Origin of the sequence: Actinomycetospora lemnae, from assembly GCF_028737315.1 — a bacterium.
Lineage (GTDB): Bacteria > Actinomycetota > Actinomycetes > Mycobacteriales > Pseudonocardiaceae > Actinomycetospora > Actinomycetospora lemnae.
In genome coordinates, this window is sequence record NZ_JAQZAO010000003.1 from 332,461 (window position 1) to 355,870 (window position 23,410).

A 23,410-nucleotide genomic window follows, 5' to 3' on the forward strand; every position below is an offset into this window, starting at 1 on the left:
GAGGAGCCCGCGGTCCGGTCGGCGGGGACCGTACGCCCAGCATGGGACCGGATTCGGTTGTGCGCAACACCTGTCGGCGCTCCGCCGTGCTCCCGGCGTCGCCGCACACCTTCGCGCCCACCGACATCTGCGAGTTCGGGCACGAGCCCTGGGCGTACCTGACCGGCAAGGGTGCCGTCATCGACCCGATCGACCCGGGCTCCCAGGACGGCACGACACGCCGAGGGCGGCGTCCGGAGTCCGGACGCCGCCCTCGGTGTCGTGCACGGACGACGGCGAGGACCACAGGTCCCCGCCGTCGTGTGGACTCAGGAGCGGCGACCCCGGGCGACCATCGCCACGGTGCCCGCGGCGAAGCGCGCCATCGAGCCCGCGACCTGCACCGGGAGGAACAGGGTCGCGCCGATGACCTCGGTGGCCGTGGTCGACGATCGCCCGCTCGTGCGCCGGTGGCCGTCACCGGAGTCCGCGCCGTCCGCGCCCTCCGCGCCGTCCACGCCGTCCGCGGGCGACTCGTCGGCGGCGGGACCGTGCCCGTTCGAGGAGCGCCCGGCCGGGCCCGGGGCCCAGCCCTGACGGCCCTGCGGGCCGGGAGCGCCCTGCGGTCCGGGGGCGCCCGGCGCGCCGGGGGGACCGGCCGGACCGGCCTCGCCCTGGGGACCCGCGGGACCCTGCGGTCCTGCCGGGCCGGGCTCACCCTGCACCCCGGGAGCTCCCTGCGGCCCGGGAGGACCAGCCGGCCCCGGCTCGCCCTGCCGACCCGGAGCGCCCTGCGGGCCCGTCGGTCCGGACTCGCCTTCGGGGCCCTGCTCGCCGCGCGGGCCGACGAGACCCTGGGGACCGGGAGCACCCTGCTCGCCGGCGAGGCCCTGCTCGCCGCGCAGGCCCTGCTCGCCCTGCTCGCCCGGGGCGCCCTGCTGACCGGGGAAGCCGTGGACCCCCCGCTCGCCCTGCTCGCCGCGCAGGCCCTGCTCGCCGCGCAGGCCCTGCTCGCCCTGCTCGCCGTGCTCGCCGCGGAGGCCCTGCTCGCCCTGCTCGCCGTGCTCGCCGCGGAGGCCTTGCTCGCCGCGCAGGCCCTGCTCGCCCTGCTCGCCGTGCTCGCCGCGGAGGCCCTGCTCGCCCTGCTCGCCCTCCGACCCCTGGGGCCCGGCAGGACCGGTGGGTCCAGCAGCGCCCTTGTCGCCGGCCGGGCCCTTGTCGCCGGCCGGGCCCTTGTCGCCGGCCGGGCCCTTGTCGCCGGCCGGGCCCTGCGGACCCGGTCGCCCCTGGGGCCGCGAGTCGGCGGTGCCGCCGGTGTCGGCGGTGGCGCCCTCCGGCCGGGTACGGGCCTTCGGGCGTGACCCGGCGGCGGTCTCCTGCGGACGCGCCTTCTCCGGCGAGCGCGGGGTGGTGCGCGCCGTCGCGTCGGCCGACTCGTCGGGGGTCGCCGAGCGGCGGGTCGCCGAGCTGGAATTGCCTGTCTGTGCCAAGAGGACTCCTGCGTGTGGAGAGAGGACCGCCCTCGAGCGACGACGGCCTGAGGGGCTCGTGCCCATCGGCACCGTCGTGGTGCCCGCGCGGGGATCAGCGCCTGTCGGAGAGGCCCGCACCCTGGTGAGCGGCCTTGAGGCCAGGTCCGGGGGCGAGTCCCACGGCGTGAGGACGGAGAGTGCGCCTGCTCGTGGTGAACTCGGCGACACGGAGGATCAGCGGGCTCGTCGAGCCATTCACCGACCACTCAACGGCTGCCCGTTCCGACGACGGGGGAACACCGTTCCGGGTCGCGGGAACCGTGACGGTCGTCGCTCACCGGTCGTCGGCGTTCAGCGGGTCCGCGGCACGATCCCGGCGACGTCCACGGTGCCCTGGACGACGTCGCGGGCGAGCTCGGTGAGGCGGAGCCCCCGGGCGCGGGCGTGACTGCGCAGCGCGGTGAAGGCGTCCTCCGGGCTGAGGTCGCCCCGTCCGGCGAGCACGCCCTTGGCCTGCTCGATGATCACGCGACTGTTGAGGGCCCCCTGGAGCTGCTCCTGGACCGCCTCGGCGCGACGGAGGGCACGCTCGTGGAGCAGCCCGATGCTGGCGGCGTCGGCGAGTGCCTGGCCGAGCCGGGCGTCGCCCTCCGCCATGACGTGCCGATCGGTGTGCAGCAGCGTCAGCACGCCGATGACCTCGTCGCGCAGCCGCATGGGCAGGGCGTGGGTCGCGCGGAAACCGGCTTCCTGGGCGCCGGTGGCGTAGCGCGGCCACATCCGGGCGGCGGTGGCGTCGGTGAGGTCCTCGCTGATGACGGGGCGGCCGGTGCGCACGCACTCGACGCACGGGCCGGCGTCGATGGCCACCGCGAAGACCCCGAGCAGGCGGGACCGCTCGGAGGAGGCGGCGGCCACGGACAGGCCGCCCTGCCCGTCGCTGAGGATGACCCCGGCGGCCGACACGTCGAGCAGGTCGACACAGCTCTCGCAGAGCGTGGTCAGCATGTCCAGGGCGTCGAAGTCGCGGGTCAGGGTGTCGGTCAGCGTCAGGAACGTGTCGATCACCTGGGGCTCGCGGCTGTTGGTCACGGCTCCCCCTCCTCGTCGGGTGCGGTGGGCCCGTGTCCGGAACCGTTGTCGTCGGGGTGCGCCAGGACCAGGTCCCGGTCGATGATGTGTCGAGCCACCTGCTGGATGGGCTCTTCGTGGGCGAACGCGTACGCCCGGATGCGCAGCAGCGCCGAGGGCACGTCGATGCCGCTCTGCGTCGACACCATGCCGGACGCGATGTGCACGTCGGCGTGCACGTCGGACAGCCAGCCCGGCGGCCCCGTCCGGCCCTCGTCTCCCTGGTCCTCGGGTGTCGTGTCGCCCTGGTCCTCCGCGAGCTCGAGCAGGGTCTCGGTGGCCAGCGCGGCGAGCGCCAGCGCGTCGGCCAGTTGCTCGGTCGACAGCCGGCCCGCGGTCCGGCGGTGCAGATCGAGGGTGCCCAACCGGATCACGCCGACCTGCAGGGGCAGCGAGAAGACTGCCGCGGCCCCGGACGCGACCGCCGGGGGCCCGAAGCCGAACCAGCGGTCCGGCTCGCCGGCCAGGTCCGCGGCCAGCACCGGCCTCCCGTCCCGGTAGGCGTCCAGGCAGGGGCCCTCGCCGGTGGTGAGCTGGAGATCCTCCAGACGGCGGCTCACCGTCCCGGTGGCGGCGAGCTGGTCGCGGAGTCCGCCCAGCCCGTCCTCGGTGCTGCCCATCACGGTGATCCCGGCGCCGTCCACACCGACCACGTCGACCGCGACGGCGCAGACCCGCTCGAGGCGGTGCAGGCCGGGCAGACGGTGCGATCGGCGGGACGACGGGGTCAGGTCGGCCGATCCCCGGCGGTCGAGCAGCGCGGCCATGCGCCGACGACGGGGCTCGTCGGCGCAGAGGCCGCCACGGAACGGGTCATGGCCGTCGTCCACCTGGAACATCCCCTGCCGGCGCGTGCAGCGGTGTGCGTCGCGTCCACGCCCGAGCCGGGTCCTGGGCCTCACCCGAGCCGGCGGCCCGAGGTGACGAAGACCCTGCGCACGGTAGAGCATCGGCCGGGCGCCGGGGCGGCCGTGCGGCCCGAGCGCAGCCCTCCACCACACGGACCGGCTCACGACTACGGTGCTGGCGGTGGCCCCGATCCTGACCTCGGACGACCTCGACGGCATCGGCGCCGACCTGCAGACCGCGCGGGACCCGCGGCCCCACGCCCGGGAGCTGGTCGACGCGGTCGACGGGGGCCGGCTCGCCGATCCCGACGACGCCGGCTACGCGCTGAGCCTCGCGGCGGAGGCCCGCGAGCGCGCCGGGGACCACGAGGAGGCCCTCGCCCTCTCGGCCCGCGCGACCACCACGGGAAACGGCACCCTCGACGCGTCGTGGCTGGCGGCGCACCACGCCGAGCGCCTGCTGCGCCTCGGGCGCGAGGACGAGGGGATGGCGTCGCTCGCGTCGCTGCGCCCCCTGCTGCACCGCGACGCGGACGCCGTGTCGCCGATCGTCGAGGCGCTCACCGAGAACGGGCGCGGCGAGCTCGCCGAGCAGTGGCTCACCGCGGCCCTGCTCACCGCGGTGGAGCGCGAGGAGCGGGCGACCGAGGGGTCCGAGGAGCACCTCGAGGTGGCGGAGGTGGTCGACGAGCTGGTCGTGACCCGGCGCCACGTGCGCGCCGATCTCGGGCTCGCCCCCGACGAGTACGACGCGCTCGCCGACGACCTGGAGTCCGCGCCCGACCTGGTGTTCTTCCCGGAGGCGGCGCTCGCGCAGCTCCTCGCCGCCCACCCGGCGATGGCCGACGAGCTCGGGCGCGACTGGGACGCCCACCGCGCGCTGGTCGAGGGCGAGCTGCAGGCGGCCGACGCGGAGGGCGAGGTCCTCGAGGTCGAGGTCGCGACCCCGGAGCTGGTCGCCGCGATGCTGTCGGACGGTGGTGACGCCGCCGACGACGGTGATCCCGCGCCCGGTCCCCGACTGCCCTGGCCGCCGGGTCGCAACGACCCGTGCTGGTGCGGGTCCCGGGCGAAGTACAAGAAGTGCTGCCTGCCCCGCGGCCGTGAGAGGGCCGCGGACACGCCGCCCACGCCGGTGGAGGCGCCCGCGCCGGCCCCGACCACCCCGACGACGGCCTCCACGGAACGCGTGCTCAGCCGCCGCCCCGGCTCGCGGACGCGGGCGCGCTGATCGGGCGCTGATCCCGCCGGCGGTCGTCGACGCGCGGGAGCCGACACGGATCGGCGTCAGCTCGGGCTGACGGCCCCCAGGTCCTAGCCTGAAGCCATGTCCACGGCGATGGAGGGTGGCGGGCACTACAACGCCCACGCGTCGGCCCAGGCGGCGTCGGCCACCTTCGGTCTCGACCAGGTGCGCGTCGCCGCGACGAGTGCCCCCGTCGGTCCGGCCGGCACGGTCACGATCGCGGACTACGGCGCCTCGGAGGGCCGCAACTCCCTGGCGCCGGTGGGCGCGGCGGTGGAGGTCGTCCGGCACGTGCGCGGTGAGCACCAGCCGATCTGGGTGGTCCACACCGACCTGCCGGACAACGACTTCGGTTCGCTCTTCCGCACCGTCGCCGACGACCCGGGCAGCTACCGGCGGCCCGGCGTCTACACGGCGGCGGTCGGCCGGTCGTTCTATGAGCAGCTGCTCCCGGACGCCTCGGTGGGGCTGGGCTGGAGCTCGATCGCCGTGCACTGGCTCAGCGCGGTCCCGGGCCCCCTGGACGGCTTCTGGTTCAGCACCGCGACCGCCGGCCAGTACGACGCCTGGGCGCGGGCCGGTGCCACCGACTGGCGCGCCTTCCTCACGGCGAGGGCGTCGGAGATGCTGCCGGGGGCGCGGCTCGTGGTCGTCGTCGGTGCCGCCCACGGCGACGGGCGGGACCGTCGTTCCGGGGCGGAGCGCGCGATGGACGAGGTCGCCCGCGGCCTGGAGGTCCTGGTCGAGCGCGGCACCGTCACCGACACGGAACGGTCCGCGATGACGATCCCGGCGTGGTACCGCACCGCGGCCGAGTGGGAGGCCCCGTTCGTCGACGGCAGCGACCTGGTCCTCGAGCAGCTGCGGCTCGTGGACCTCGGCGACCCGCTGTGGCACCAGACCCGCCGGGCCGACCCTGACGGCCCCGCCGGCTATCCGGCCACCGTCGCCGCCGCCCTGCGCGTGTCGTTCGGTCCGTCCCTGCTCCAGGGCCTCGACCCGGACCGGCGCGGCGCCGTCGCCCACGCCCTGTTCGACGGCCACCTCGCGCGCGCGATCGCTGCAGCGCCGCCGGCGCCCTGGTTCGACTGGCGGCTCGCCGTCATGGTCATCGCCAAGCCGCGGTGAGAGCGCTCTCGGCGGGCGCCTCGCCGTCGGCGCCCGTCACCCCCGGCGGACGGCGCGCGGGTGCCTCGAACCGGCCGCGCCGGGTCCCGTCACAGGTCTCCCGCCAGGGCCTGCGCCGCGGTCACGAGCTCCGGGTCCACCCAGCTCGTCGTGTCGATGCCGGCGTCGTGCGCGCGGTCCAGCAGATCGAGCAGGCGTGCGGCGTGCGCGGTCGCCTCGTACGGGAGGTCCTCGCGACGGGCGCGCCGCAGGCCGTCCTGGGCCCGTTCGACGCCCTCGCGCAGAGCTTCCTCGAACATGCCGTCCTCCCGACGAGGCCGCCGTCCCTGGGTCGCGGGCCCACATCGTGGGCCGGGCACCCCGGCTCGGGCCTCATCCGCCGGAGGTGAGGCGAGCGGCTCGTCCGGGCGGATCGAGGTTCGCCGGGGAGGTCCGACGTCAGCGGGCGTAGCGCTCGCGCGCCCGCTCCCGGGCCTTGGCCGCCTCGACCTCGCGGTCCTTCGGCGGGGCGGTGGTGACCAGCTCGTCGAGCAGCGTGCGGGTGCTCGCCGTGATCTCGGCGACGGCCCGGGCGAAGGCCTCCTCGTTGGCCTTCGAGGGCCGCGCCGCGCCGCTGATCTTGCGCACGTACTGGAGGGCGGCCTCGTGCACCTCGCCGTCGGTGGCCGGGGGCTCGAAGTTGTGCAGGACCCGGATGTTGCGGCACATGCCGCGATCGTGCCGCACGCCGTGCCGACGGTTCGAGGCCCGATGTCGAATCCGGCGGGACCCGTTCGTCGTCGTGTCGCGCTCGCGCCGATCACCGCGAGGCTGGTGGCCGCCGGCTCGCGGTGACGCCCGGCCGGCAACGTCTAGACATCTGATGTCTTGCCCTGGCACGGTGAAGAAGCCGCTGCTCCGTGTGGTAGGCGCCTGACGACGAGGTCGAGACGTCAGAGGAGTGAGATGCCCGGGGTCATCGTCGACGTGGAGACCGTCGATCTCCGCTTCCCGACGTCACGCGCGCTCGACGGGTCGGACGCCATGAACGAGGCGCCCGACTACTCGGCGGCCTACGTCGTGCTGCACACCGACGTGGGGCTGGAGGGGCACGGCTTCACGTTCACCATCGGACGCGGCAACGAGCTCGCCGTCGCGGCCGCGGAGGCCATCGGCCGGCGGGCGCGGGGGTGGCCGGTCGACGAGCTCGTCGCCGACCCGGGCGCCTTCTCGCGGTACCTGCAGGCCGACAGCCAGCTGCGCTGGCTCGGGCCGGCGAAGGGCACCATCCAGCTCGGGCTCGCCGCCGTGGTCAACGCCGCGTGGGACCTCATCGGCAAGGTCGCCGGTCAGCCGGTGTGGAAGGTCCTCGCCGACATGACCCCGCAGCAGCTGGTCGACCTCGTCGACTGGCGCTACCTGCGCGACGTGCTGACCCCCGAGGCCGCCCTCGAGATGCTCGAGAAGCAGGTGCCGGGACGCCCGGAGCGCGAGGCCCGGCTGCGCGAGGAGGGCTACCCGGCCTACACAACCAGCGCGGGGTGGCTGGGCTACGACGACGACAAGCTCGCGCGCCTGTGCCGCGAGGTCGTGGCCGCGGGCTGGGACGCGGTCAAGCTCAAGGTCGGGCGGGACCTCGCCGACGACGTGCGCCGCTGCGCGCTCGCGCGGGAGGTGATCGGGCCGGGGCGCCGCCTGATGATCGACGCCAACCAGACACTCGGGGCCGCCGAGGCCGTGCGCTGGTCCGAGGCGCTCGCGCCCTACGACATCTGGTGGTTCGAGGAGCCGACCAGCCCCGACGACGTCCTCGCCCACGCCGCCATCGCCCGCGCCATCGCCCCCACCCGCGTGGCCACCGGCGAGCACGCGCACAACGCGGTGATGTTCAAGCAGTTCCTGGCTGCGGGCGCCATGGGCGTCTGCCAGCTCGACGCGGCCCGGCCCGGCGGTGTCGACGAGGCCGTCGCGGTCCTGCTGCTCGCCGCCGCCCACGACGTCCCCGTCTGCCCGCACGCCGGCGGTGTCGGGCTCTGCGAGCTCGTCCAGCACCTCTCGATGCTCGACTTCGTCGCCGTCAGCGGCTCCCGCGAGGACCGGATGATCGAGTACGTCGACCACCTGCACGAGCACTTCGTCGACCCGGTGCGGATGCGGGGGCCGTCCTACCTCCCGCCGGCACGGCCCGGCTACAGCGCCGAGATCCTCCCGGCGTCACGGGCCGCGTACGCCTTCCCCCACGGCTCGGCCTGGAGGGCCGCGACGTGACGCGGACCGCGGGGAGCACCAGGACCGGGAGCGTCGTCGACCGCGTGATCGGGGCGCTGGTCGCCCGCGTGGAGAACGGCGAGTTCTCGGCGGGGGAGCGCCTGCCGCCGGAGGCCGACCTGGCGGCCGAGCTCGACGTCTCCCGCCTGTCTCTGCGCGAGGCGGTGCGCACCCTGGCGGGGGCGGGCGTGCTCGAGGTGCGGCGCGGGGACGGCACGTTCGTCAGCGACCTGCGGCCGGACCGGCTCGTGCGGGCGAGCGGGACGTTCCTCGACCTCGTCGGCGAGAACGGGGTCGCCGAGCTGTTCGAGTGCCGCCGCGTGCTGGAGCCCGGCGCCACCGCCCTGGCCGCGACCCGCATCGACGAGGCGGCCCTGCAGGACCTCCAGGACCGGCTCGAGCACATGCGCGGGCTGGACGACCCCGAACGGCTCGTCGCCGCGGACCTCGACTTCCACGCCGCCATCGCCACCGCGGCCGGCAACGCGACGCTCGCGTCGCTGACCGCCGCCGTCGCGGGACGCACCGCCCGCGTGCGGATCTGGCGCGCGCTCGTCGAGCACGACGTCCTGTCCTGGACCCACGACCAGCACGTGGCGATCCTGCGCGCCCTGCGCGCGCGGGACTCGCTCGCCGCGTGGACCGCGGCGACCACCCACGTCGTCGAGGTCGAGGAGTGGGTCCGCGCCCACCTGACGACCGCGGGAGGCCGGGGATGAGCGGACGCAGCACGGCCTGGTTCGGTGCCGAGGGCCGGTCGGGGATGATCCACCGCTCCTGGATGCGCAACCAGGGCGTCACCGACGAGGTCTTCGACGGCCGCCCGGTCATCGGGATCGCCACCACGTGGTCCGAGCTGGTGCCCTGCAACGCCCACCTGCACCGCGTCGCCGAGGCGGTCAAGCGGGGCGTGTGGCAGTCCGGCGGGTTCCCGCGGGAGTTCCCGTGCACCGGGCTCGGCGAGACGCTGCTGCGCCCCACCGCGATGCTCTACCGCAACCTCCTCGCGATGGAGGCCGAGGAGCTGGTGCGGGCCAACCCCCTCGACGGGCTGGTCCTGCTCTCGGGCTGCGACAAGACGACGCCCGGGCTGCTCATGGCCGCGTCCAGCGTCGACCTCCCGGCCGTGGTGGTCACCGGCGGGCCGATGCTCAGCGGCCGCTACCAGGGTCGTCAGCTGGGCTCGGGCACGCAGGTGTGGCGCTTCGAGGAGGAGCTCGCCGCCGGCACGATCACCCCGGCGGAGTGCGCCGTCGCGGAGGGCGCGATGGCCCGCTCGCCCGGGCACTGCATGACGATGGGCACCGCGTCGACGATGGCGTGCCTGGTCGAGGCGCTGGGGATGCAGCTGCCGTACTCCGCGACCTGGCCCGCCGTCGACGCCCGCCGCGACGAGACCGCGCAGCGTGCGGGCCAGCGCATCGTCGACCTCGTCCGGGACGACGTGCGGCCCTCGACGATCATGACCCGCGAGGCGTTCGAGGACGCGGTCCGGGTCAACGCCGCGATCGGCGGCTCGACCAACGCCGTCATCCACCTGGCGGCGATCGCCGGCCGCCTCGGCGTGCCGTTCTCGCTCGACGACGTCGACGCCCTCGGCCGCGACGTCCCGACGCTCGTCGACCTCGAGCCCTCGGGCCGGTTCCTCATGGAGGACCTCTGCTATGCCGGGGGGCTCCCGGCGGTGATGGCCGAGATCGCCGACCTGCTCCACCTCGAGCGCCCGACCGTCGCGGGCGGCACCGTCGGCGACGCGCTCACGGACGCTGCGTGCTGGAACCGCGAGGTCATCCGCCCGTTCGCCGAGCCCCTGGCGCCCGCGGGCAGCGGCACCGCCGTCCTGCGCGGCAACCTCGCGCCCGACGGTGCGGTGATCAAGCAGTCGGCCGCGTCGCCGGAGCTGCGCCGGCACCGGGGCCGCGCGCTGGTCTTCGACTCGCCCGAGGAGTACCGGGCGGTCGCCGACGAGCTCGACGCCCCGGAGTGCGACCCGTCGACCGTGCTGGTCCTGCGCAACAACGGGCCACGCGGCTACCCGGGGATGCCCGAGGTCGCCAACGTCGGGCTGCCCCGCAAGCTGCTCGAGCGCGGGGTGCGCGACATGGTGCGGGTGTCCGACGGACGGATGTCCGGCACGGCGTACGGCACGGTCGTGCTGCACGTCGCCCCCGAGGCCGCCGTCGGCGGCCCGCTCGCGCTGGTCGAGACCGGCGACGAGATCGAGCTCGACGTCCCCGGCCGGCGGCTGGTCCTGCACGTCGACGACGACGAGCTCGCCGAGCGGCGCGCGCGGTGGCGGCCGCCCGCGGCGCCCAGCCGCCGCGGCTGGACCCGGCTCTACACCGAGCACGTGCAGCAGGCCGACCGCGGCGCGGACCTCGACTTCCTGGTCGGACACAGCGGCGCCGAGGTCCCGCGCGAGTCCCACTGAACCCCACTGGACAACTCCGACGAGGAGGTACCGAGATGGATCCCGTCTTCACCGGCGTCGGCGTCGCCCTCGTGACGCTGTTCGACGATCACCGGGCGCTCGACGCCGACGCCACCGCCGACCTCGCCGCACGGCTGGTCGACCTCGGCGTCGACGCGGTCGTCGTGGCCGGCACGACCGGCGAGGCCGACGCGCTCGACGACGACGAGCGCCTGCGGCTGTTCGCGACCGTGCGCGCCGCGGTCGGGGACGCCGTCGTCATCGGCGGCACGGGCGCCGCGTCGACCCACCAGGCGGCCCGCGTCACCGCGCGGGCCACCGAGACCGGGGTGGACGCCGTCATCGCCCGGACCCCGCGGGGCCTGGCCGATCCCAGCGGCTACTACCGCGAGATCGCCGCTGCGGCGGGCTCGACGCCGGTGCTCGCGTACCACTTCCCGGCGGTCTCCCCGCCCGGGATCCCGGTGGAGATGCTGCCCTCGCTGCCCGTCGCGGGCTGCAAGGACTCCTCGGGCGACGCGACCCGGCTGCTGGCCACCGTCGACGCGTACGCCGGGCCCGTCTGGACCGGGCAGCCGGGGCTGATGCACATGGCCGGGGCGCTCGGCTGCGCGGGCGGCATCCTCGCGCTCGCCAACGTCGCCCCCGAGCTCTGCGCCGCGGCCTTCGCCGGCGACGGCGACGCGATGCGCAAGTTCACGCCCACCCACCTCGCCGCCGAGCGCGACTTCCCCCGCGGGGTCAAGCAGCTCGTCGCCGAGCGGTTCGGGACGTCCGACGTCGTACGGATGGGGTGACGCACCATGGCCACCGAGACGAGCCGGGACCCGAGCCCGGTGCTCCGTCCGCCCGAGGCGCCCGCGGCGCTGCGGAAGCGACGGGTGGGGGTGGCGACCGCTCTGCGGTACTTCGGACCCGGAGCGATCATCGCGTCGCTGACGATCGGCAGCGGCGAGTCCATCCTCGCCTCCCGCGAGGGTGCGGTCTTCGGCTACGCGGTGCTCTGGGCCGTCGTGGTCGGCTGCGTCGCGAAGGGCGCACTGGTCTACGCCTCGAACCGCTACATCACCCTGACCGGCGAGCACCCGATGCGGCGCTTCGCGCGGGTCCTGCCGGGTCCGCGCGGGTGGTTCCCGATCGTGCTCGTGGTGATCTGCTTCGCCTCCTTCCCCGGCTGGGCCAGCGGCGTGGCGACCGCCCTCGGCGACTACCTCGACGCCCTCGGGTTCGGGAACGCCACCCTGTGGGCGATCGGCGTGCTGCTCCTCGCGGCGGTGCTGTCCTTCGTCGGCGGCTACGCGGTGCTGGAGAAGGTGCAGGTCGCGATCGCCGGGCTCATGGTGCTGCTGGTCCTCATCGCGGTGTTCGTGTCGAACCCGGACTGGCTCGCCGCCCTGCGCGGACTGCTGCCGGTCTTCCCCGACTACGCGCCGTTCGTGGCGGAGCGGTACCCCGACGTCGCGGAGACGTCGGTGTGGGTCGAGCTCGCGGTGTTCATGGGCGGTCTCGGCGGCGGCATGTACGACTACATCGGCTACACCGGCATGTTGCGCGAGAAGAAGTGGGGGATGCTCGGCCACCGCGACGCCGCCCGCATCGAGGAGGACCTGGCGGCGCAGGACGAGCGCGCGCCGATCCCGCTGTCGACCACGCCGGAGGACGTCGCCACCGCGCGCGCCTGGAGCCGGGCACCGTTCTTCGACATGCTCGCGGCGTTCCTGGCCCTGGGCGTCATCGCCGCCGCCTTCATGATGAACGGCGCCACGATCCTCGGCGCGCAGCAGCAGGTGCCCGAGGAGAACGACGTCCTGACCTACCAGTCGCAGTTCTTCGGCGTCGTCGCGCCCGTGTTCGAGTACTTCTACATCGTCGCGATCGTCATGGTCCTGTTCGGGACGATCTACGCGCTCTGGGAGGCGTACTCCTGGACCGCGTACGAGAGCCTCGCGGCCGTGTCGGAGAAGGTGCGGGCACGCGGTCAGCGCGGCATCCGGCCCCTCGTCTACGGCTGGACCGGGATCATCGCCCTGGTCGCGATCCTCTCCGACCTGAGCTTCACCGACCTGGTCACGCCGGCGTCCATCCTCGGCGGCGTCTTCGCCTGCGGCATCTACGGCGCCGGGCTGCTCTACGTCGACAGGGTCAACCTGCCGGGGCCCTACCGGATGAGCAGGACGCTGCGCGTGCTCGTCGCGCTCGGCTCGCTGTTCCTCACGGTCTGCGGCGTGGTCGCGATCCTCGAGCTGGTGGGGGCGATCGCGTGAGGACGACGGTGACGTGGCGCCACGTGGTGCTCGCGGTCGGGTTCCTGGCCCTGGCCGGCGTCCGCGCGACGCAGGGGGCGACGGTCTGGGCGGTGGTCTTCGGGCTCGCCGCCGTGGCCAACGCCTGGCTCGCGCTGCGGAGCGAGGAGACCGGGGCGGCCCCGGCGGTGCCCGCCGACGCCGACCCGCGCGAGGTCGCCGCCGAGGAGGTCCGCTGCCGTGCCGCGCTGCGCCGGTGGCAGCTGTTGGCGCTCGCCGGCGCGCTGGTCGCCGCCGGGCTGCTGCTGGTCGAGCCGCCGCTGGCGGTGCTCGCCGCCGGGGCGGTGCTGGTCGCGGTGCTCCGGGGTCGGCGCGTGCAGCGCTACGCGGCGACGCTGCCGTCCGCGACGGGCGCTCCGACCCCGCCCGCGACGAACGGCGCGGCTCGCGGTACGGCCGCCCCCTGCGGTGCCTCCGGCGTCGGGTCCTGATCCCGCGCCGGGTGACGTCGAGATCGGCGGCCGCGCGCTGGGGCGCCCTCCTCGAGGCGCAGCACGGCACGGTCCGCTCGACGGGGGACCGCCGGGCCCCTGATCGCGAGGTCGTATGCGCCCCGGGCGTCGAGGACGACGCGCTGCTCGAGGCCGTGTCCCGCCGACCTCGCCGCCTTCGCCGGCCAGATCCCGCGTCTCGCCACCCGGTACCGGACGACCTGATCCGGCAGCTCGGGCCGCGCGCGTCAGTGGCCCGGCAGCGTCCAGAGGTCGGGGGCGAAGCGGTGGACCCCGCCGATGACGTAGAACGCCAGGAGCCCCGCCAGCGCGACCACGCCCCGCACCCGGACCCGCACGTCCTGACGCCGCCGGCGTGGGCGGGCGGTCTCGTGTGTGCGTGCGGACGGGTCGGCACGCTGCTGACGTCCAGGGCGCGGCGCAGGCGGGGCAAGGGTGTCCGCGACGGGCCCGGTCGACGGGGTCACCGGACCCGCGCCGACGCGGTGGTGTCAGCGCCCTGGTCGTCGGCGTCGCCGTCGGACGGGATGTGCAGGTCGACGACGGTGACGTCGACCTCGACGACCTCGAGCCCGGTCATCTGCTCGACGGCACCGATGACGTTGCGGCGGATGGCGCGGGCGAGCTCGGCGATCGAGACGCCGTACTCGACGACGACGGTGATGTCGACGGCGGCCTGGCGCTCGCCGACCTCCACCGACACGCCTCGGCTCGACGAGGAGCGCCCGCCGGGGATGCGCTCGGTCAGCGCGCCGAGGGCCCGCGCGGCGCCGCCCCCGAAGCCGTGCACGCCGTCGACCTCGCGGGCGGCGAGCCCGGCGACCTTGGCGACGACGCCGTCGGCGATCGAGGTCCTGCCCTGCGGCGTGTTCAGCGTCGAGCCGTCCGCCGGGAGAGCGACCGCGGCGGTGGCGCCGCGGGCCGGGACCGGAGCGGTGCTGGCGGTGCTGGCGGTGCTGGACGGGGTGCTCATGGCGGTCCTCCCTCTCGTGTCGACGGAGCCGCCCCCGGTCGGGCGGCGCCGCCCGTCGACCTCATTCGGTTGGACACGACCGATCGCGCATCCTCACGCGCTCGCGGGCGTGAGCGCGACCACCAGGCGAGGTCGGCGCCGCGCTCGCGCGCCCCGTCCGCCAGGTCCTCGGTGACCGCGATCGCCCGTTCCGCGAGGCCCGCCACCAGGGCCTACCGGTCGCGGAAGTCCAGACGGTCGGGACACCTGGCCAACCTGCCCGGTCGAGAAGTCGTTGATGTCATGGCGTGACATCGGTGCTAGCGTGATGTCACGCCGCGACATCATGCGGCCAGAGGTGGAGAACGAGGTCGACGTGGACGACACCGGTGGGGGTGGGTGGCCGTGCCCCGATGGGAAGAGGGCAGCGCGGAGCGTCTGACGACGGCTGCCCTGGAGCTGTTCGAGGAACGGGGCTTCGAGGACACGAGCGTCGTCGAGATCGCCGAGCGCGCGCGGGTCACGACCCGCACGTTCTTCCGGTACTTCCCGGACAAGCGCGAGGTGCTGTTCGCCGAATCGGACCGCATCCGCACGGCGATCGTGCAGGCGGTCCTCGACGCCCCCGACGTCACGCAGCCGCTCCGGGTGGTCACCACCGCCCTGGCGCAGTTCGACTGGGACGTCGGTGGCGCCGAGATCCAGCGCCGGCGGCACGCCGTGATCGCGGCGAACCCGGGGCTCCTGGAACGGGAGCTGATCAAGCAGGACGAGATCGCCACCGAGGTCGTCCGGGCCCTGCGGCGACGCGGGGTCGAGGAGGAGGCGGCCCGTCTCGCGACGCGCGTGGGGATCCAGGTCTTCGCCACGGCGTACGCGCGATGGGCCGAGGGCGACGGCGGCGCTGACCTGACCGAGCTCACCGAGGCCGCGACGGACCTCCTCCGCGCACTCGTCCCGACCGAAGGCCCTCCGTGGCCGCGAACCCGAGAAGAGGTCCGATCATGAGTTCGAGGAAGACGGCGTCAGGCGTGCTGGTCGGCCTGGTCGCCGCGGGGACCGCCGTCGGGGCACTGCTCGTGGACGCCGTCCTGCCGGAGACGGCGAGACAGCACATGCGCAATCCCCGCTGGCCCGGTCACGCCAAGTTCCACAACGCGCAGTACATCGTCATGAGCGCCGTGCTCGGTGGTCTCGGGCTGCGGCTGCTGCGTTCGCCGCACGGCGATCCGGACCACAACCGCGTGATGGCCGCAGCCATCGTGTCCGTGCCGTACCTGGGCATGTACGGCGCCGCCGCCTTCCCGGGCACGGCGCTGAGCGACGAGGAGTTCGGCGACTCACCGGCCAACAGGGTCGGCGGGGTGGAGGACAACCTCCTCTCGGCGACCGTGTGCCTGGCCGTGCTCGGCACCTCTCTCGCGCTGGGGCGGCGCGCGCGCTGAGGGGCAGCGCCGGGGCGGCTGGGGGGCTCCCGCCCGGACGGTGAGGGGCGCGGCGTCCCCGCGCCCCTCACCGTCGCCGGGTGCCGTCTCAGTGGCGCAGCCCCGCCTGCTTGAGCAGCGGCATGACGTTCTCGTCGAAGTACTTGAGCTCCTCGTTGTAGTCGATGAGCCCGAAGATCATGCCCTGCATGCCGGCCTCGTTGAGCTCGCCGAGCTTCTCGGTGACCTGCTCGGGGGTCCCGACGACCGGGTAGCCGCCCCAGCCCGCGATGAAGCGCTCCTGCATCTTCGTCGCGGCGTGGTCGAACGACTGGCTGGCCCCGGAGGTGGCCATCTTGATGACGTTGCCCGCCGCGCCCCAGTCGCCCTCGTCCACGACCTGCTGGAAGGCGCGCTGCGCCTCCTCCTCGGTGTCGCGGCAGACCACCAGGCCGTAGGTCATGACCTGGATCTCCCGCCGGTAGTCGTCGCGGGCCTTGGCGCGGACCTTGTCGCTGTACGCGCGGATGTTCTCGAGGGTGTCGAGGGACGCGAAGTTGATGTCGACGTTGCGGGCGGAGAACTCGATGCCCGACGCCGAGTTGCCGGCGTTGAGCAGGGCCGGGCGCGGGGCCTGGTGGGGCTTGGGATAGGCCTCGAGCAGCTCGCCGTCGAAGTACCGGGAGTGGACGGCGAACGTGCCCTCCTCGCTCCAGAGGCGGTCAGCGAAGTCGAGCCAGTCCTGGCCGAACGCGTAGCGCTCGTCGTGCTCGCGCTGCTCGGAGCCGAACATCTCCATCTCGGGGGCGACCCAGCCCATGACCAGATTGAGCGCGAACCGCCCGCCCGAGATGTGGTCGATGGTGGTCGCCATCTTGGACGCGACGATCGGGTGCACGGTCGGGAGGTGGGAGGTCGACGCGACCGCGATCCGCTCGGTGGCCTCGGCGACGCCGGCGGCCCAGGTGAACGTCTCGAAGCAGTTGCCGTTGAAGTTGGTGGAGCCACCGAAGCCCTTCCACCGGGCGACGGGGACGAGGACGTCGAAGCCGATCCGGTCGGCGCGCTGGGCGATCTCCTTGGTGTGGGCCCACGTGATCTCGTAGGTGCTCGGCGCGTGGCTCATGATCAGCCCGTAGGAGCAGTTCACGCCGAACAGGCCGAGCTTCATCTTCTGGTCGCCGAACAGCGGGTTGGTGAGGGTGCGGTCCACCAGGGGGCGCGTCTCGCTCGCGGGTCGCGGGTCGGTGGGGGCGAGGCCGAGGCGCTCGTTGGCGGTGACGGTCACGGGGTCTCCTTCGTCGGGGTGGGTGTCGTCGGGTGGGGCGCGTCAGCCGAGCTGGAACGGGTCGCGGGTGCCGCCGGTGAGCTCGACGAAGACGGACTTGTTCTCCGTGTACTCAGCGATGGCGTCGACCCCGTTCTCGCGGCCGATGCCGCTGGAGCCGAAGCCGCCGAAGGGCATGTTCGGTGCGATCACGCGGTAGGCGTTGATCCAGACGGTGCCGGCGCGCAGCCGGGCGGCGACGCGGTGTGCGCGGTGCACGTCCTTGGTCCACACGGCGCCGGCGAGGCCGTAGGGGGTGTCGTTGGCGAGCTTGAGGGCCTCGTCCTCGTCGGTGAACGTGTAGGCGGCCAGCACCGGCCCGAAGACCTCCTCGCGGACCACGGTGTTCTCCGGGGTGACGCCGGTGATGACGGTCGGCCGGACGAACAGCCCACCGCGCTCGTCGTCGGGGCCGCCGCCCGAGGCGAAGGTGGCGCCCTCGTCCGCGGCGCCGCGCAGGTAGCCCAGGACCTTCTCGTACTGCGGGCGGTTGGCCACCGGTCCCATCTCGGTCGCGGCCTCGGTGGGGTCGCCGAGCACGATCGCCTCGGCGCGGGCGGCGACCTTCTCGACCAGGGCATCGTGCACGTCCGCGTGCACGATGAGGCGCGAGCCCGCCATGCAGGTCTGCCCGGTCGCGGCGAAGACGCCGGCCACCAGGCCGTTGGCGGCGGCGTCGAGGTCGGCGTCGGGGAACACGATCTGCGGTGACTTGCCGCCCAGCTCGAGCGTGACGCGGTTGATGTTGGCGCCGGCGGCCTGGGCGATCTTCGCGCCGGTGGCGGTCGACCCGGTGAAGGCGATCTTGTCGACGCCCGGGTGAGCGGCGAGCGCCTCGCCGGTGGCGCGGTCCCAGCCGGTGACGACGTTGAGCACGCCGGCGGGGAGGCCGGCCTCGTGGAGGACCTCGGCGAACGCCACGGTCGAGGCGGGGGAGTGCTCGGAGGGCTTGACCACCATCGTGCAGCCCGCCGCCAGCGCCGGGGCCAGCTTGAAGGTGAGCAGCAGCAGGGGCGAGTTCCACGGCGTGATGGCGCCGACCACGCCGACCGGCTCGCGCTGGGTGTAGCCGAAGTAGTTCGGGTTCACCGGGGGCACCGTGCGGCCCTCGACCTTGTCCGCCAGCCCGGCGAAGTAGTAGTACCACTGCGGCAGGCTGGTCAGCTGCCCGCGCATCTCGCGCAGCAGCTTGCCGGAATCGTTGACCTCGAGTCGGGCCAGGCGCTCGGCGTTCGCCGCGATCGCGTCGCCGCACCGCCGGATGATCGCGGCGCGCTGGAACCCCGTCATCCGCCCCCATTCGCCCTCGAAGGCGGACCGGGCGGCGGCGACGGCCTCGTCGACGTCCTCGGCGCGCCCGTCGGCGAGGCGTGCCCACGCCGCGCCGGTGTAGGGGTTCTGCGATGCGAACGTGCCCCCGGCGGCGGCCGCGACGGATTTCCCGTTGACGAAGAGGCCGAACTCCTCCAGCGATGTCGTCATCGACGTCTCTCCCTGATGTCGGTCCCGCCGGGAACGGCGGGAGGAATGCACCGACGCTAGGAAGTCGGGGAACGGTGCCGATATCCGCGGACGGCACGCGCCGATCCGCTCCGTGCAGGCGTGCCGTGGCGCAGCGCACCGGGGGCGGAGCCGTTCCTGCACGCAACGGATGGCGGGTCGCGCTCATCGGCTGTTCGCCGGCGGGCAGCGCCCCTACGGTTCGGGGAAGCGGGGCCTCGCCACGGCACGAGGAGGTGTCGACGCATGCGGATCCGGAGCGACGACGAGCCCGGTGCGGCTCGCGGGCGGCTGACCGAGCACGCGGTGCTGGACACGCGCCACCTCGACGAGGCCCGCGAGGCCGTCGCCCGTGTCTACCTGGCCCACGACCTGCGCGCGCCGACGGGCGACATCGCGATGACGCTCAACGCGACGTCGGACCGGCTCTTCACCTTCGGCTACCTGACCTACCAGTCGCCGGCGACGCTGGTCATGCCGCCGACCGAGGACAACTACCACGTCAACCTGACGATCGCCGGGGAGACGAACGGCGAGCGCTCGGACGGGACCCGGCGCGTGACGGCGGCCGGCCGGTCGGGGCTGGTGCTGCTCCCGCACCACACGACCACGGTGCACTGGTCCGCCGACGCCGAGCAGTGGCACCTCAAGATCCCGCGGGTGACGCTGGAGTCGCACCTCGGTGACCAGCTCGGACGCCCGGTGCACGACGTCGTCGACTTCGACTTCGGGGTGGACCTCACGACCCCGGTGGGGCGCACGCTGCTGTCGTCGGTCGAGTTCCTCGCCCGCGAGCTCGACCGGCCCGGCGGCCTCGGGGAGATGCCCCTGGCGCGCGAGCAGCTCGAGGCGTTCATCGTGACCCAGCTGCTGCACGCCGGCCGACACCGCTACAGCGACGCGCTCGCCGCGCCCGCGGACCCCGTGCGCCGGGGCCGGCTGGGGCCGGTGCTCGAGTACATGGAGCAGCACGCCGACGAGCCGCTCACCCCGCAGGAGCTCGCGCGGGTCGGGTGCCTGAGCGTCCGCACCCTGCACGCGACGTTCCAGCAGGAGCTCGGGGAGTCCCCCATGAGCTACCTGCGACGCCTGCGTCTCGACCACGTCCGTGCCGAGCTCCTGCGCGGCCACCCCGCGGATGTGCAGGTCACGGAGGTGGCGCTGCGCTGGGGCTTCCTGCACCAGAGCCGCTTCGCCCAGCAGTACCGCGAGCGCTTCGGGGAGCTGCCCCGCGAGACGCTCCGCGACCGCGGCTAGACCTCGCCGCCCACCGCGAGGACGCCGTACGCGCCCCGGTGGAACAGCAGCGGGGCGAGCTCCGGGTCGGCGTCGAGGGACCGGACACGGCCCACGACGATCGTGTGGTCGCCGCCGGGGAACTCGCCGTGCAGCGTGCAGTCGATCCAGGCGACCACCCCGTCGAGGCGCGGCGAGCCCGACGGCGCGGGCGACCAGTCCACCCCGGCGTACTTGTCGGCGCCGGAGCGCGCGAAGGCGGTGCTCGTGTCGCGGTGGCCGTCGGCCAGCACGTTGACGCAGAAGTGCCCGATCTCGCGGATCCGGGGCCACGTGGTCGACGTGCGCGCCGGCGAGAACGAGACGAGCGGCGGGTCGAGCGAGAGCGAGCTGAACGACTGGCAGGTGAATCCCGCCGGCCCGTCCGGCGTCATCGCCGTGATCACCACGATGCCCGACGCGAAGTGGCCGAGCACGTGGCGCAGGTGCGTGGATTCGATGCGGGTCGCGTCCGCCGACCATTCGTCCATGGGCCGAAAAGTAGCGACCGACCGCGGGCCACGACTATCCGCGGACGGCGCCGTCACATCCGTTGACGGCGACCTGCGGGCATCGGTCAATGGCCCGCGCGGAACGGATGGTGGCGGCCCCTTCGGGATTCCTAGCGTCGCAGCAGGAATCGTCGCGCGAGAGGACACCACCATGACCGACACCGCCCCGGGCCCGCACACACCCGTGGCCGAGCTGCCGTCGACGACGTCGGTGCAGCGCGCGGTCGCGGCGCTCGCCGCCGGCCGGATGGTTGTCGTCACCGACGACGCCGATCGCGAGGACGAGGGCGACCTCGTCGTGGCCGCCGACGCCGTGACCCCCGCCCAGCTCGGGTTCATCGTGCGGCACACCACCGGGATCGTGTGCGCCCCGATGACGGGCGAGCGCGCCGACACCCTCGGTCTGCCGCCCATGGTCGACGCGAACGGCGACCCCCACGGCACCGCCTTCACCGTGACCGTCGACCACGTGGCCACCGGCACCGGCGTCTCGGCCGCGGACCGCGCGCGCACCATCGCCGCCCTCGCCGACCCCGCGACCCGCGGCGACGATCTCCGCCGTCCCGGCCACGTCTTCCCCCTGCGCGCCCGCGACGGCGGCGTCCTCGTCCGGGCCGGCCACACCGAGGCCGCCGTCGACCTGCTCCGGCTGGCCGGCCGCACCCCGGTCGGGGTCATCGGCGAGATCGTCGACGACGAGGGCGGCATGCGCCGCGGGGCGGGGCTGGTCCGGTTCGCGGCCGAGCACGACCTGCCGGTCGTCGCGATCTCCGACCTCGTGCGCCACCGTCGCGCCACCGAGAGCTTCGTCGAGCACGTGGCGACCTCCGCGATGCCGACCGCGTTCGGGCTCTTCCGGGCCGTCGCCTACCGCTCCACCGTCGACGGCACCGAGCACCTCGCGCTCGTCCACGGCGACGTGGCGGCCGCCGGTCGCTCACCACGCGGCGCCCTGGTGCGGGTCCACAGTGAGTGCCTGACCGGCGACGTCCTCGGCTCCCTGCGCTGCGACTGCGGCGCGCAGTTCGAGCAGGCGCTGCGCGCGATCACCGCGGAGGGCGCCGGGGTGCTGGTCTACCTGCGCGGACACGAAGGCCGTGGCATCGGCCTGGCGCACAAGATCCGTGCCTACGCCCTGCAGGACACGGGCCTCGACACCGTCGACGCGAACACGGCCCAGGGCCTGCCCGTCGACACCCGCACCTACGGCACGGGTGCGCAGATCCTCGCCGACCTCGGCGTCACCCGGCTCCGGCTGATCACCAACAACCCGGCGAAGTACACCGGGCTCGCGGGCTACGGCCTCGCGATCCTCGAGCGTGTCGGCCTGCCGCCCGCCGCAGGCCCGGACAACCTGCGCTACCTGCGCACCAAGCAGCAGCGTCTCGGTCACGTCATCGGCCTCGACAGCGCGACCAGCTGACGGCCGCCGTCCGTGAGCCCCGTCACGATCGCTCGAAACTGCCACCGGCGTCAGGTCCTAGCGTCGATCACGCCGAAGGGGTGGCCACCGGGGCCGCGCCCGGCGACGACGGGGAGGACCGGACGTGCCTCGTGCACTGGGATATCGCGCCTTCGGGGGGCCGGAGGTCCAGGAGTTCGTCGACCGGCCCGACCCGGTGCCGGCGGCCCGTGAAGTGGCCGTCGCCGTGCGCGCGGCGGGGGTCAACCCGATCGACCACCTGCTGCGCGCCGGGGTGCTCCCGGCGCTCAACGGGGCCGTGCCGTTCCCGCAGGTCCTCGGCATGGAGGCGGCGGGCGTGGTGACGGCGGTCGGGGCCGACGTACGCGGGCTCGACGTCGGCGACCGCGTCGTCGGGTTCGCGCTCACCGGTGCCGGCACGTACGCGCACAGCACCGTGCTGCTCGGCTCGGCCACGGCCCGGACCCCGGACGGTCTGTCCGACACCTGGGCGGCGACGATCCCGGTGGCGGGCACCACCGCCCTCGACGTGCTGGACCAGCTGGACCTGCCGGCAGGCGCCCGGCTGCTCGTCAACGGCGTCGGCGGCGGCGTCGGCCTGGCCACCGCCCAGCTCGCCCGCGCCCGCGGCCTCGAGGTCGTCGGCACCGGGAGCACCGCCAAGCGGGCCGTCGCCACCGCGACGGGGGCGACGTTCATCGACTACACCCGCGGCCCGGTCGACGAGCTCCTGCGGGAGGTCGCCCCCGAGGGCGTCGACGGCATCGTGGACACGGTCGGCGGTGCCGCCCTCCGCGTCGTGGCGCCGCTCGCCGTCGAGCCCTCGCGGGTCGTCGCCGTCGGGGACCCCGGCGTGGTCGAGATCGGCGGCGCGATGGTGGAGCGCCACACCGACCGGGCGACCCTGGAGCGCGTCGCCGACCTCATGGTGCAGGGCGTCCTCGACCCGCAGATCACGGCCGTCCGGTCCCTGGAGCACGCGGACGAGGCCCTCGCGGACGTGGAGAACGGCCACGCGGTCGGCAAGACCGTCATCGACCTCGCCCTCTGACGCGGATCACGACGACGCCGTGGGGCCACCGCCGTCCAGGCTGTCGATGAGCGCGGCCAGCGTCTGCCAGTTCGCGCGGTTCGCCGCGGCCGCTGCGTCGACGTCCCCGGCCTCGCAGAGCGCGATGATCTGCTCGTGCTGCGCGACCGAGTCCCGGCCGCTCAGCGAGGAGAAGCGCAGTCGCTCCAGGCGGCGCAGCACGGGCGTGTACCGCTCGAGGACCTCGCGGAGGGCGTCGTTGGCGCTGGCCGTGACGAGGACGCCGTGGAAGTCGTCGTCGGCGGCGATGGCCGCGTCGGCGTCGCCGCGGTGCAGGGCGTCGGCGAAGCGCGCGTTGGCACTCCGCATCGCGTCGAGCTCGGTGGCGGAGAGGTCGGGCAGCGCCTCCCGGACCGCGAGCTCGTGCATCGCGGCCGTGACCGACTGGGCGTTGCGGGCCGCGCGGACGTCGAGCGGGCTGACCATCGTGTAGCGGCCGGGCTTGGTCTGCACCAGACCCGCCTGCTCCAGCCGCGCGAGGGCCTCACGCACCGGGGTGCGGCTGACGCCGAGCCACTCGACGAGGTCGGCGTCGACGAGGCGCTCGCCCGGGGCGAGCGTGCCGTCGACGATCGCGTCCCGGATCGCCCGGTAGGCGTCCTCCCGCAGGAGCGACCTGGCGACGAGTCCGCGACCCCCGGGTACCGGCATGCAGCACACCGCATCCCGA

General features: G+C 74.6%; 23 protein-coding genes. 13 read left to right on the plus strand and 10 right to left on the minus strand.

Going from position 1 to position 23,410, the window contains the following annotated elements; all coding sequences use genetic code 11:
• Nucleotides 1-308 precede the first annotated feature (308 nt).
• The 3 genes from PGB27_RS08585 to PGB27_RS08595 form a co-directional block, all read right to left on the minus strand.
• Nucleotides 309-1,469: a collagen-like domain-containing protein gene (locus tag PGB27_RS08585; protein ID WP_274199948.1), complete on the minus strand. Its 1,161-nt coding sequence runs from the start codon at nucleotides 1,467-1,469 to the stop codon at nucleotides 309-311.
• Between the two features lie 333 nt (nucleotides 1,470-1,802).
• On the minus strand, nucleotides 1,803-2,543 hold the full coding sequence (locus PGB27_RS08590) for a GAF and ANTAR domain-containing protein (protein WP_274199949.1): 741 nt from the start codon (nucleotides 2,541-2,543) through the stop codon (nucleotides 1,803-1,805).
• Entirely contained in the window at nucleotides 2,540-3,412 is an 873-nt protein-coding gene (locus PGB27_RS08595) for a GAF domain-containing protein (RefSeq protein ID WP_274199950.1), read from the minus strand. Before PGB27_RS08595 ends, PGB27_RS08590 begins: the two co-directional genes overlap by 4 nt.
• Nucleotides 3,413-3,611: 199 nt before the next feature.
• Here PGB27_RS08595 and PGB27_RS08600 point away from each other — a divergent pair, with 199 nt between their 5' ends.
• Both PGB27_RS08600 and PGB27_RS08605 read left to right on the plus strand, forming a co-directional pair.
• Complete coding sequence (locus tag PGB27_RS08600) at nucleotides 3,612-4,661, plus strand: SEC-C domain-containing protein (RefSeq protein ID WP_274199951.1); 1,050 nt, start codon at nucleotides 3,612-3,614, stop codon at nucleotides 4,659-4,661.
• Nucleotides 4,662-4,757: 96 nt separating this feature from the next.
• Nucleotides 4,758-5,804, plus strand: a complete 1,047-nt coding sequence (locus PGB27_RS08605; protein WP_274199952.1) for a class I SAM-dependent methyltransferase — start codon at nucleotides 4,758-4,760, stop codon at nucleotides 5,802-5,804.
• Between the two features lie 89 nt (nucleotides 5,805-5,893).
• Here PGB27_RS08605 and PGB27_RS08610 read toward each other — a convergent pair whose 3' ends face one another.
• Together PGB27_RS08610 and PGB27_RS08615 are read right to left on the minus strand one after the other, a co-directional pair.
• Entirely contained in the window at nucleotides 5,894-6,103 is a 210-nt protein-coding gene (locus PGB27_RS08610) for a hypothetical protein (RefSeq protein WP_274199953.1), read from the minus strand.
• 139 nt (nucleotides 6,104-6,242) lie between these two features.
• On the minus strand, nucleotides 6,243-6,512 hold the full coding sequence (locus tag PGB27_RS08615) for a DUF2277 domain-containing protein (protein WP_274199954.1): 270 nt from the start codon (nucleotides 6,510-6,512) through the stop codon (nucleotides 6,243-6,245).
• Between the two features lie 237 nt (nucleotides 6,513-6,749).
• Between PGB27_RS08615 and PGB27_RS08620 the strand changes: the two genes are divergently transcribed.
• Genes PGB27_RS08620 through PGB27_RS08645 form a run of 6 tightly spaced genes read left to right on the plus strand, consistent with a single transcriptional unit; the run spans nucleotide 6,750 to nucleotide 13,216 of the window.
• Nucleotides 6,750-8,051, plus strand: a complete 1,302-nt coding sequence (locus PGB27_RS08620; protein WP_274199955.1) for an enolase C-terminal domain-like protein — start codon at nucleotides 6,750-6,752, stop codon at nucleotides 8,049-8,051.
• Nucleotides 8,048-8,770 (plus strand): FadR/GntR family transcriptional regulator, encoded by a 723-nt coding sequence (locus PGB27_RS08625; protein WP_274199956.1) that lies wholly within the window; start codon nucleotides 8,048-8,050, stop codon nucleotides 8,768-8,770. Before PGB27_RS08620 ends, PGB27_RS08625 begins: the two co-directional genes overlap by 4 nt.
• On the plus strand, nucleotides 8,767-10,482 hold the full coding sequence (locus PGB27_RS08630) for an IlvD/Edd family dehydratase (RefSeq protein ID WP_274199957.1): 1,716 nt from the start codon (nucleotides 8,767-8,769) through the stop codon (nucleotides 10,480-10,482). Before PGB27_RS08625 ends, PGB27_RS08630 begins: the two co-directional genes overlap by 4 nt.
• A gap of 35 nt (nucleotides 10,483-10,517) precedes the next feature.
• A complete protein-coding gene (locus PGB27_RS08635; RefSeq protein ID WP_274199958.1) occupies nucleotides 10,518-11,279 on the plus strand; it encodes a dihydrodipicolinate synthase family protein in 762 nt (253 codons plus the stop codon).
• A 6-nt stretch (nucleotides 11,280-11,285) separates the two neighbouring features.
• Nucleotides 11,286-12,746, plus strand: a complete 1,461-nt coding sequence (locus PGB27_RS08640) for an Nramp family divalent metal transporter (RefSeq protein ID WP_274199959.1) — start codon at nucleotides 11,286-11,288, stop codon at nucleotides 12,744-12,746.
• 8 nt (nucleotides 12,747-12,754) lie between these two features.
• Nucleotides 12,755-13,216 carry a hypothetical protein gene (locus tag PGB27_RS08645; protein ID WP_274199960.1) on the plus strand — a complete coding sequence of 154 codons (462 nt, stop codon included), beginning with the start codon at nucleotides 12,755-12,757 and terminating at the stop codon, nucleotides 13,214-13,216.
• Nucleotides 13,217-13,700: 484 nt separating this feature from the next.
• Here PGB27_RS08645 and PGB27_RS08650 read toward each other — a convergent pair whose 3' ends face one another.
• Nucleotides 13,701-14,210, minus strand: coding sequence for an Asp23/Gls24 family envelope stress response protein (locus tag PGB27_RS08650; RefSeq protein WP_274199961.1), 510 nt, complete (start codon nucleotides 14,208-14,210; stop codon nucleotides 13,701-13,703).
• Nucleotides 14,211-14,594: 384 nt separating this feature from the next.
• On the opposite strand from PGB27_RS08650, the gene PGB27_RS08655 reads away from it, so the two are divergent.
• Together PGB27_RS08655 and PGB27_RS08660 are read left to right on the plus strand one after the other, a co-directional pair.
• Complete coding sequence (locus PGB27_RS08655) at nucleotides 14,595-15,197, plus strand: TetR family transcriptional regulator (protein ID WP_274199962.1); 603 nt, start codon at nucleotides 14,595-14,597, stop codon at nucleotides 15,195-15,197.
• Nucleotides 15,194-15,634: a DUF6640 family protein gene (locus tag PGB27_RS08660; RefSeq protein ID WP_274199963.1), complete on the plus strand. Its 441-nt coding sequence runs from the start codon at nucleotides 15,194-15,196 to the stop codon at nucleotides 15,632-15,634. Before PGB27_RS08655 ends, PGB27_RS08660 begins: the two co-directional genes overlap by 4 nt.
• Nucleotides 15,635-15,722: 88 nt before the next feature.
• On the opposite strand, the gene PGB27_RS08665 is transcribed toward PGB27_RS08660, so the two are convergent.
• Both PGB27_RS08665 and PGB27_RS08670 read right to left on the minus strand, forming a co-directional pair.
• Nucleotides 15,723-16,901 carry an LLM class flavin-dependent oxidoreductase gene (locus PGB27_RS08665; protein WP_274199964.1) on the minus strand — a complete coding sequence of 393 codons (1,179 nt, stop codon included), beginning with the start codon at nucleotides 16,899-16,901 and terminating at the stop codon, nucleotides 15,723-15,725.
• A 42-nt stretch (nucleotides 16,902-16,943) separates the two neighbouring features.
• Entirely contained in the window at nucleotides 16,944-18,422 is a 1,479-nt protein-coding gene (locus PGB27_RS08670; RefSeq protein ID WP_274199965.1) for an aldehyde dehydrogenase, read from the minus strand.
• Between the two features lie 264 nt (nucleotides 18,423-18,686).
• Between PGB27_RS08670 and PGB27_RS08675 the strand changes: the two genes are divergently transcribed.
• On the plus strand, nucleotides 18,687-19,697 hold the full coding sequence (locus PGB27_RS08675) for an AraC family transcriptional regulator (protein WP_274199966.1): 1,011 nt from the start codon (nucleotides 18,687-18,689) through the stop codon (nucleotides 19,695-19,697).
• Here the strand turns inward: PGB27_RS08675 and PGB27_RS08680 are convergent.
• Entirely contained in the window at nucleotides 19,694-20,206 is a 513-nt protein-coding gene (locus tag PGB27_RS08680; RefSeq protein WP_274199967.1) for a flavin reductase family protein, read from the minus strand. The genes PGB27_RS08675 and PGB27_RS08680 overlap by 4 nt on opposite strands.
• 172 nt (nucleotides 20,207-20,378) lie before the next feature.
• Here PGB27_RS08680 and PGB27_RS08685 point away from each other — a divergent pair, with 172 nt between their 5' ends.
• Together PGB27_RS08685 and PGB27_RS08690 are read left to right on the plus strand one after the other, a co-directional pair.
• Nucleotides 20,379-21,650 (plus strand): bifunctional 3,4-dihydroxy-2-butanone-4-phosphate synthase/GTP cyclohydrolase II, encoded by a 1,272-nt coding sequence (locus tag PGB27_RS08685; protein WP_274199968.1) that lies wholly within the window; start codon nucleotides 20,379-20,381, stop codon nucleotides 21,648-21,650.
• 124 nt (nucleotides 21,651-21,774) lie between these two features.
• Nucleotides 21,775-22,701, plus strand: a complete 927-nt coding sequence (locus tag PGB27_RS08690) for a zinc-binding dehydrogenase (RefSeq protein WP_274199969.1) — start codon at nucleotides 21,775-21,777, stop codon at nucleotides 22,699-22,701.
• A 6-nt stretch (nucleotides 22,702-22,707) separates the two neighbouring features.
• Here the strand turns inward: PGB27_RS08690 and PGB27_RS08695 are convergent, their stop codons facing one another.
• Nucleotides 22,708-23,391, minus strand: a complete 684-nt coding sequence (locus PGB27_RS08695; protein WP_274199970.1) for a GntR family transcriptional regulator — start codon at nucleotides 23,389-23,391, stop codon at nucleotides 22,708-22,710.
• Nucleotides 23,392-23,410 lie beyond the last annotated feature (19 nt).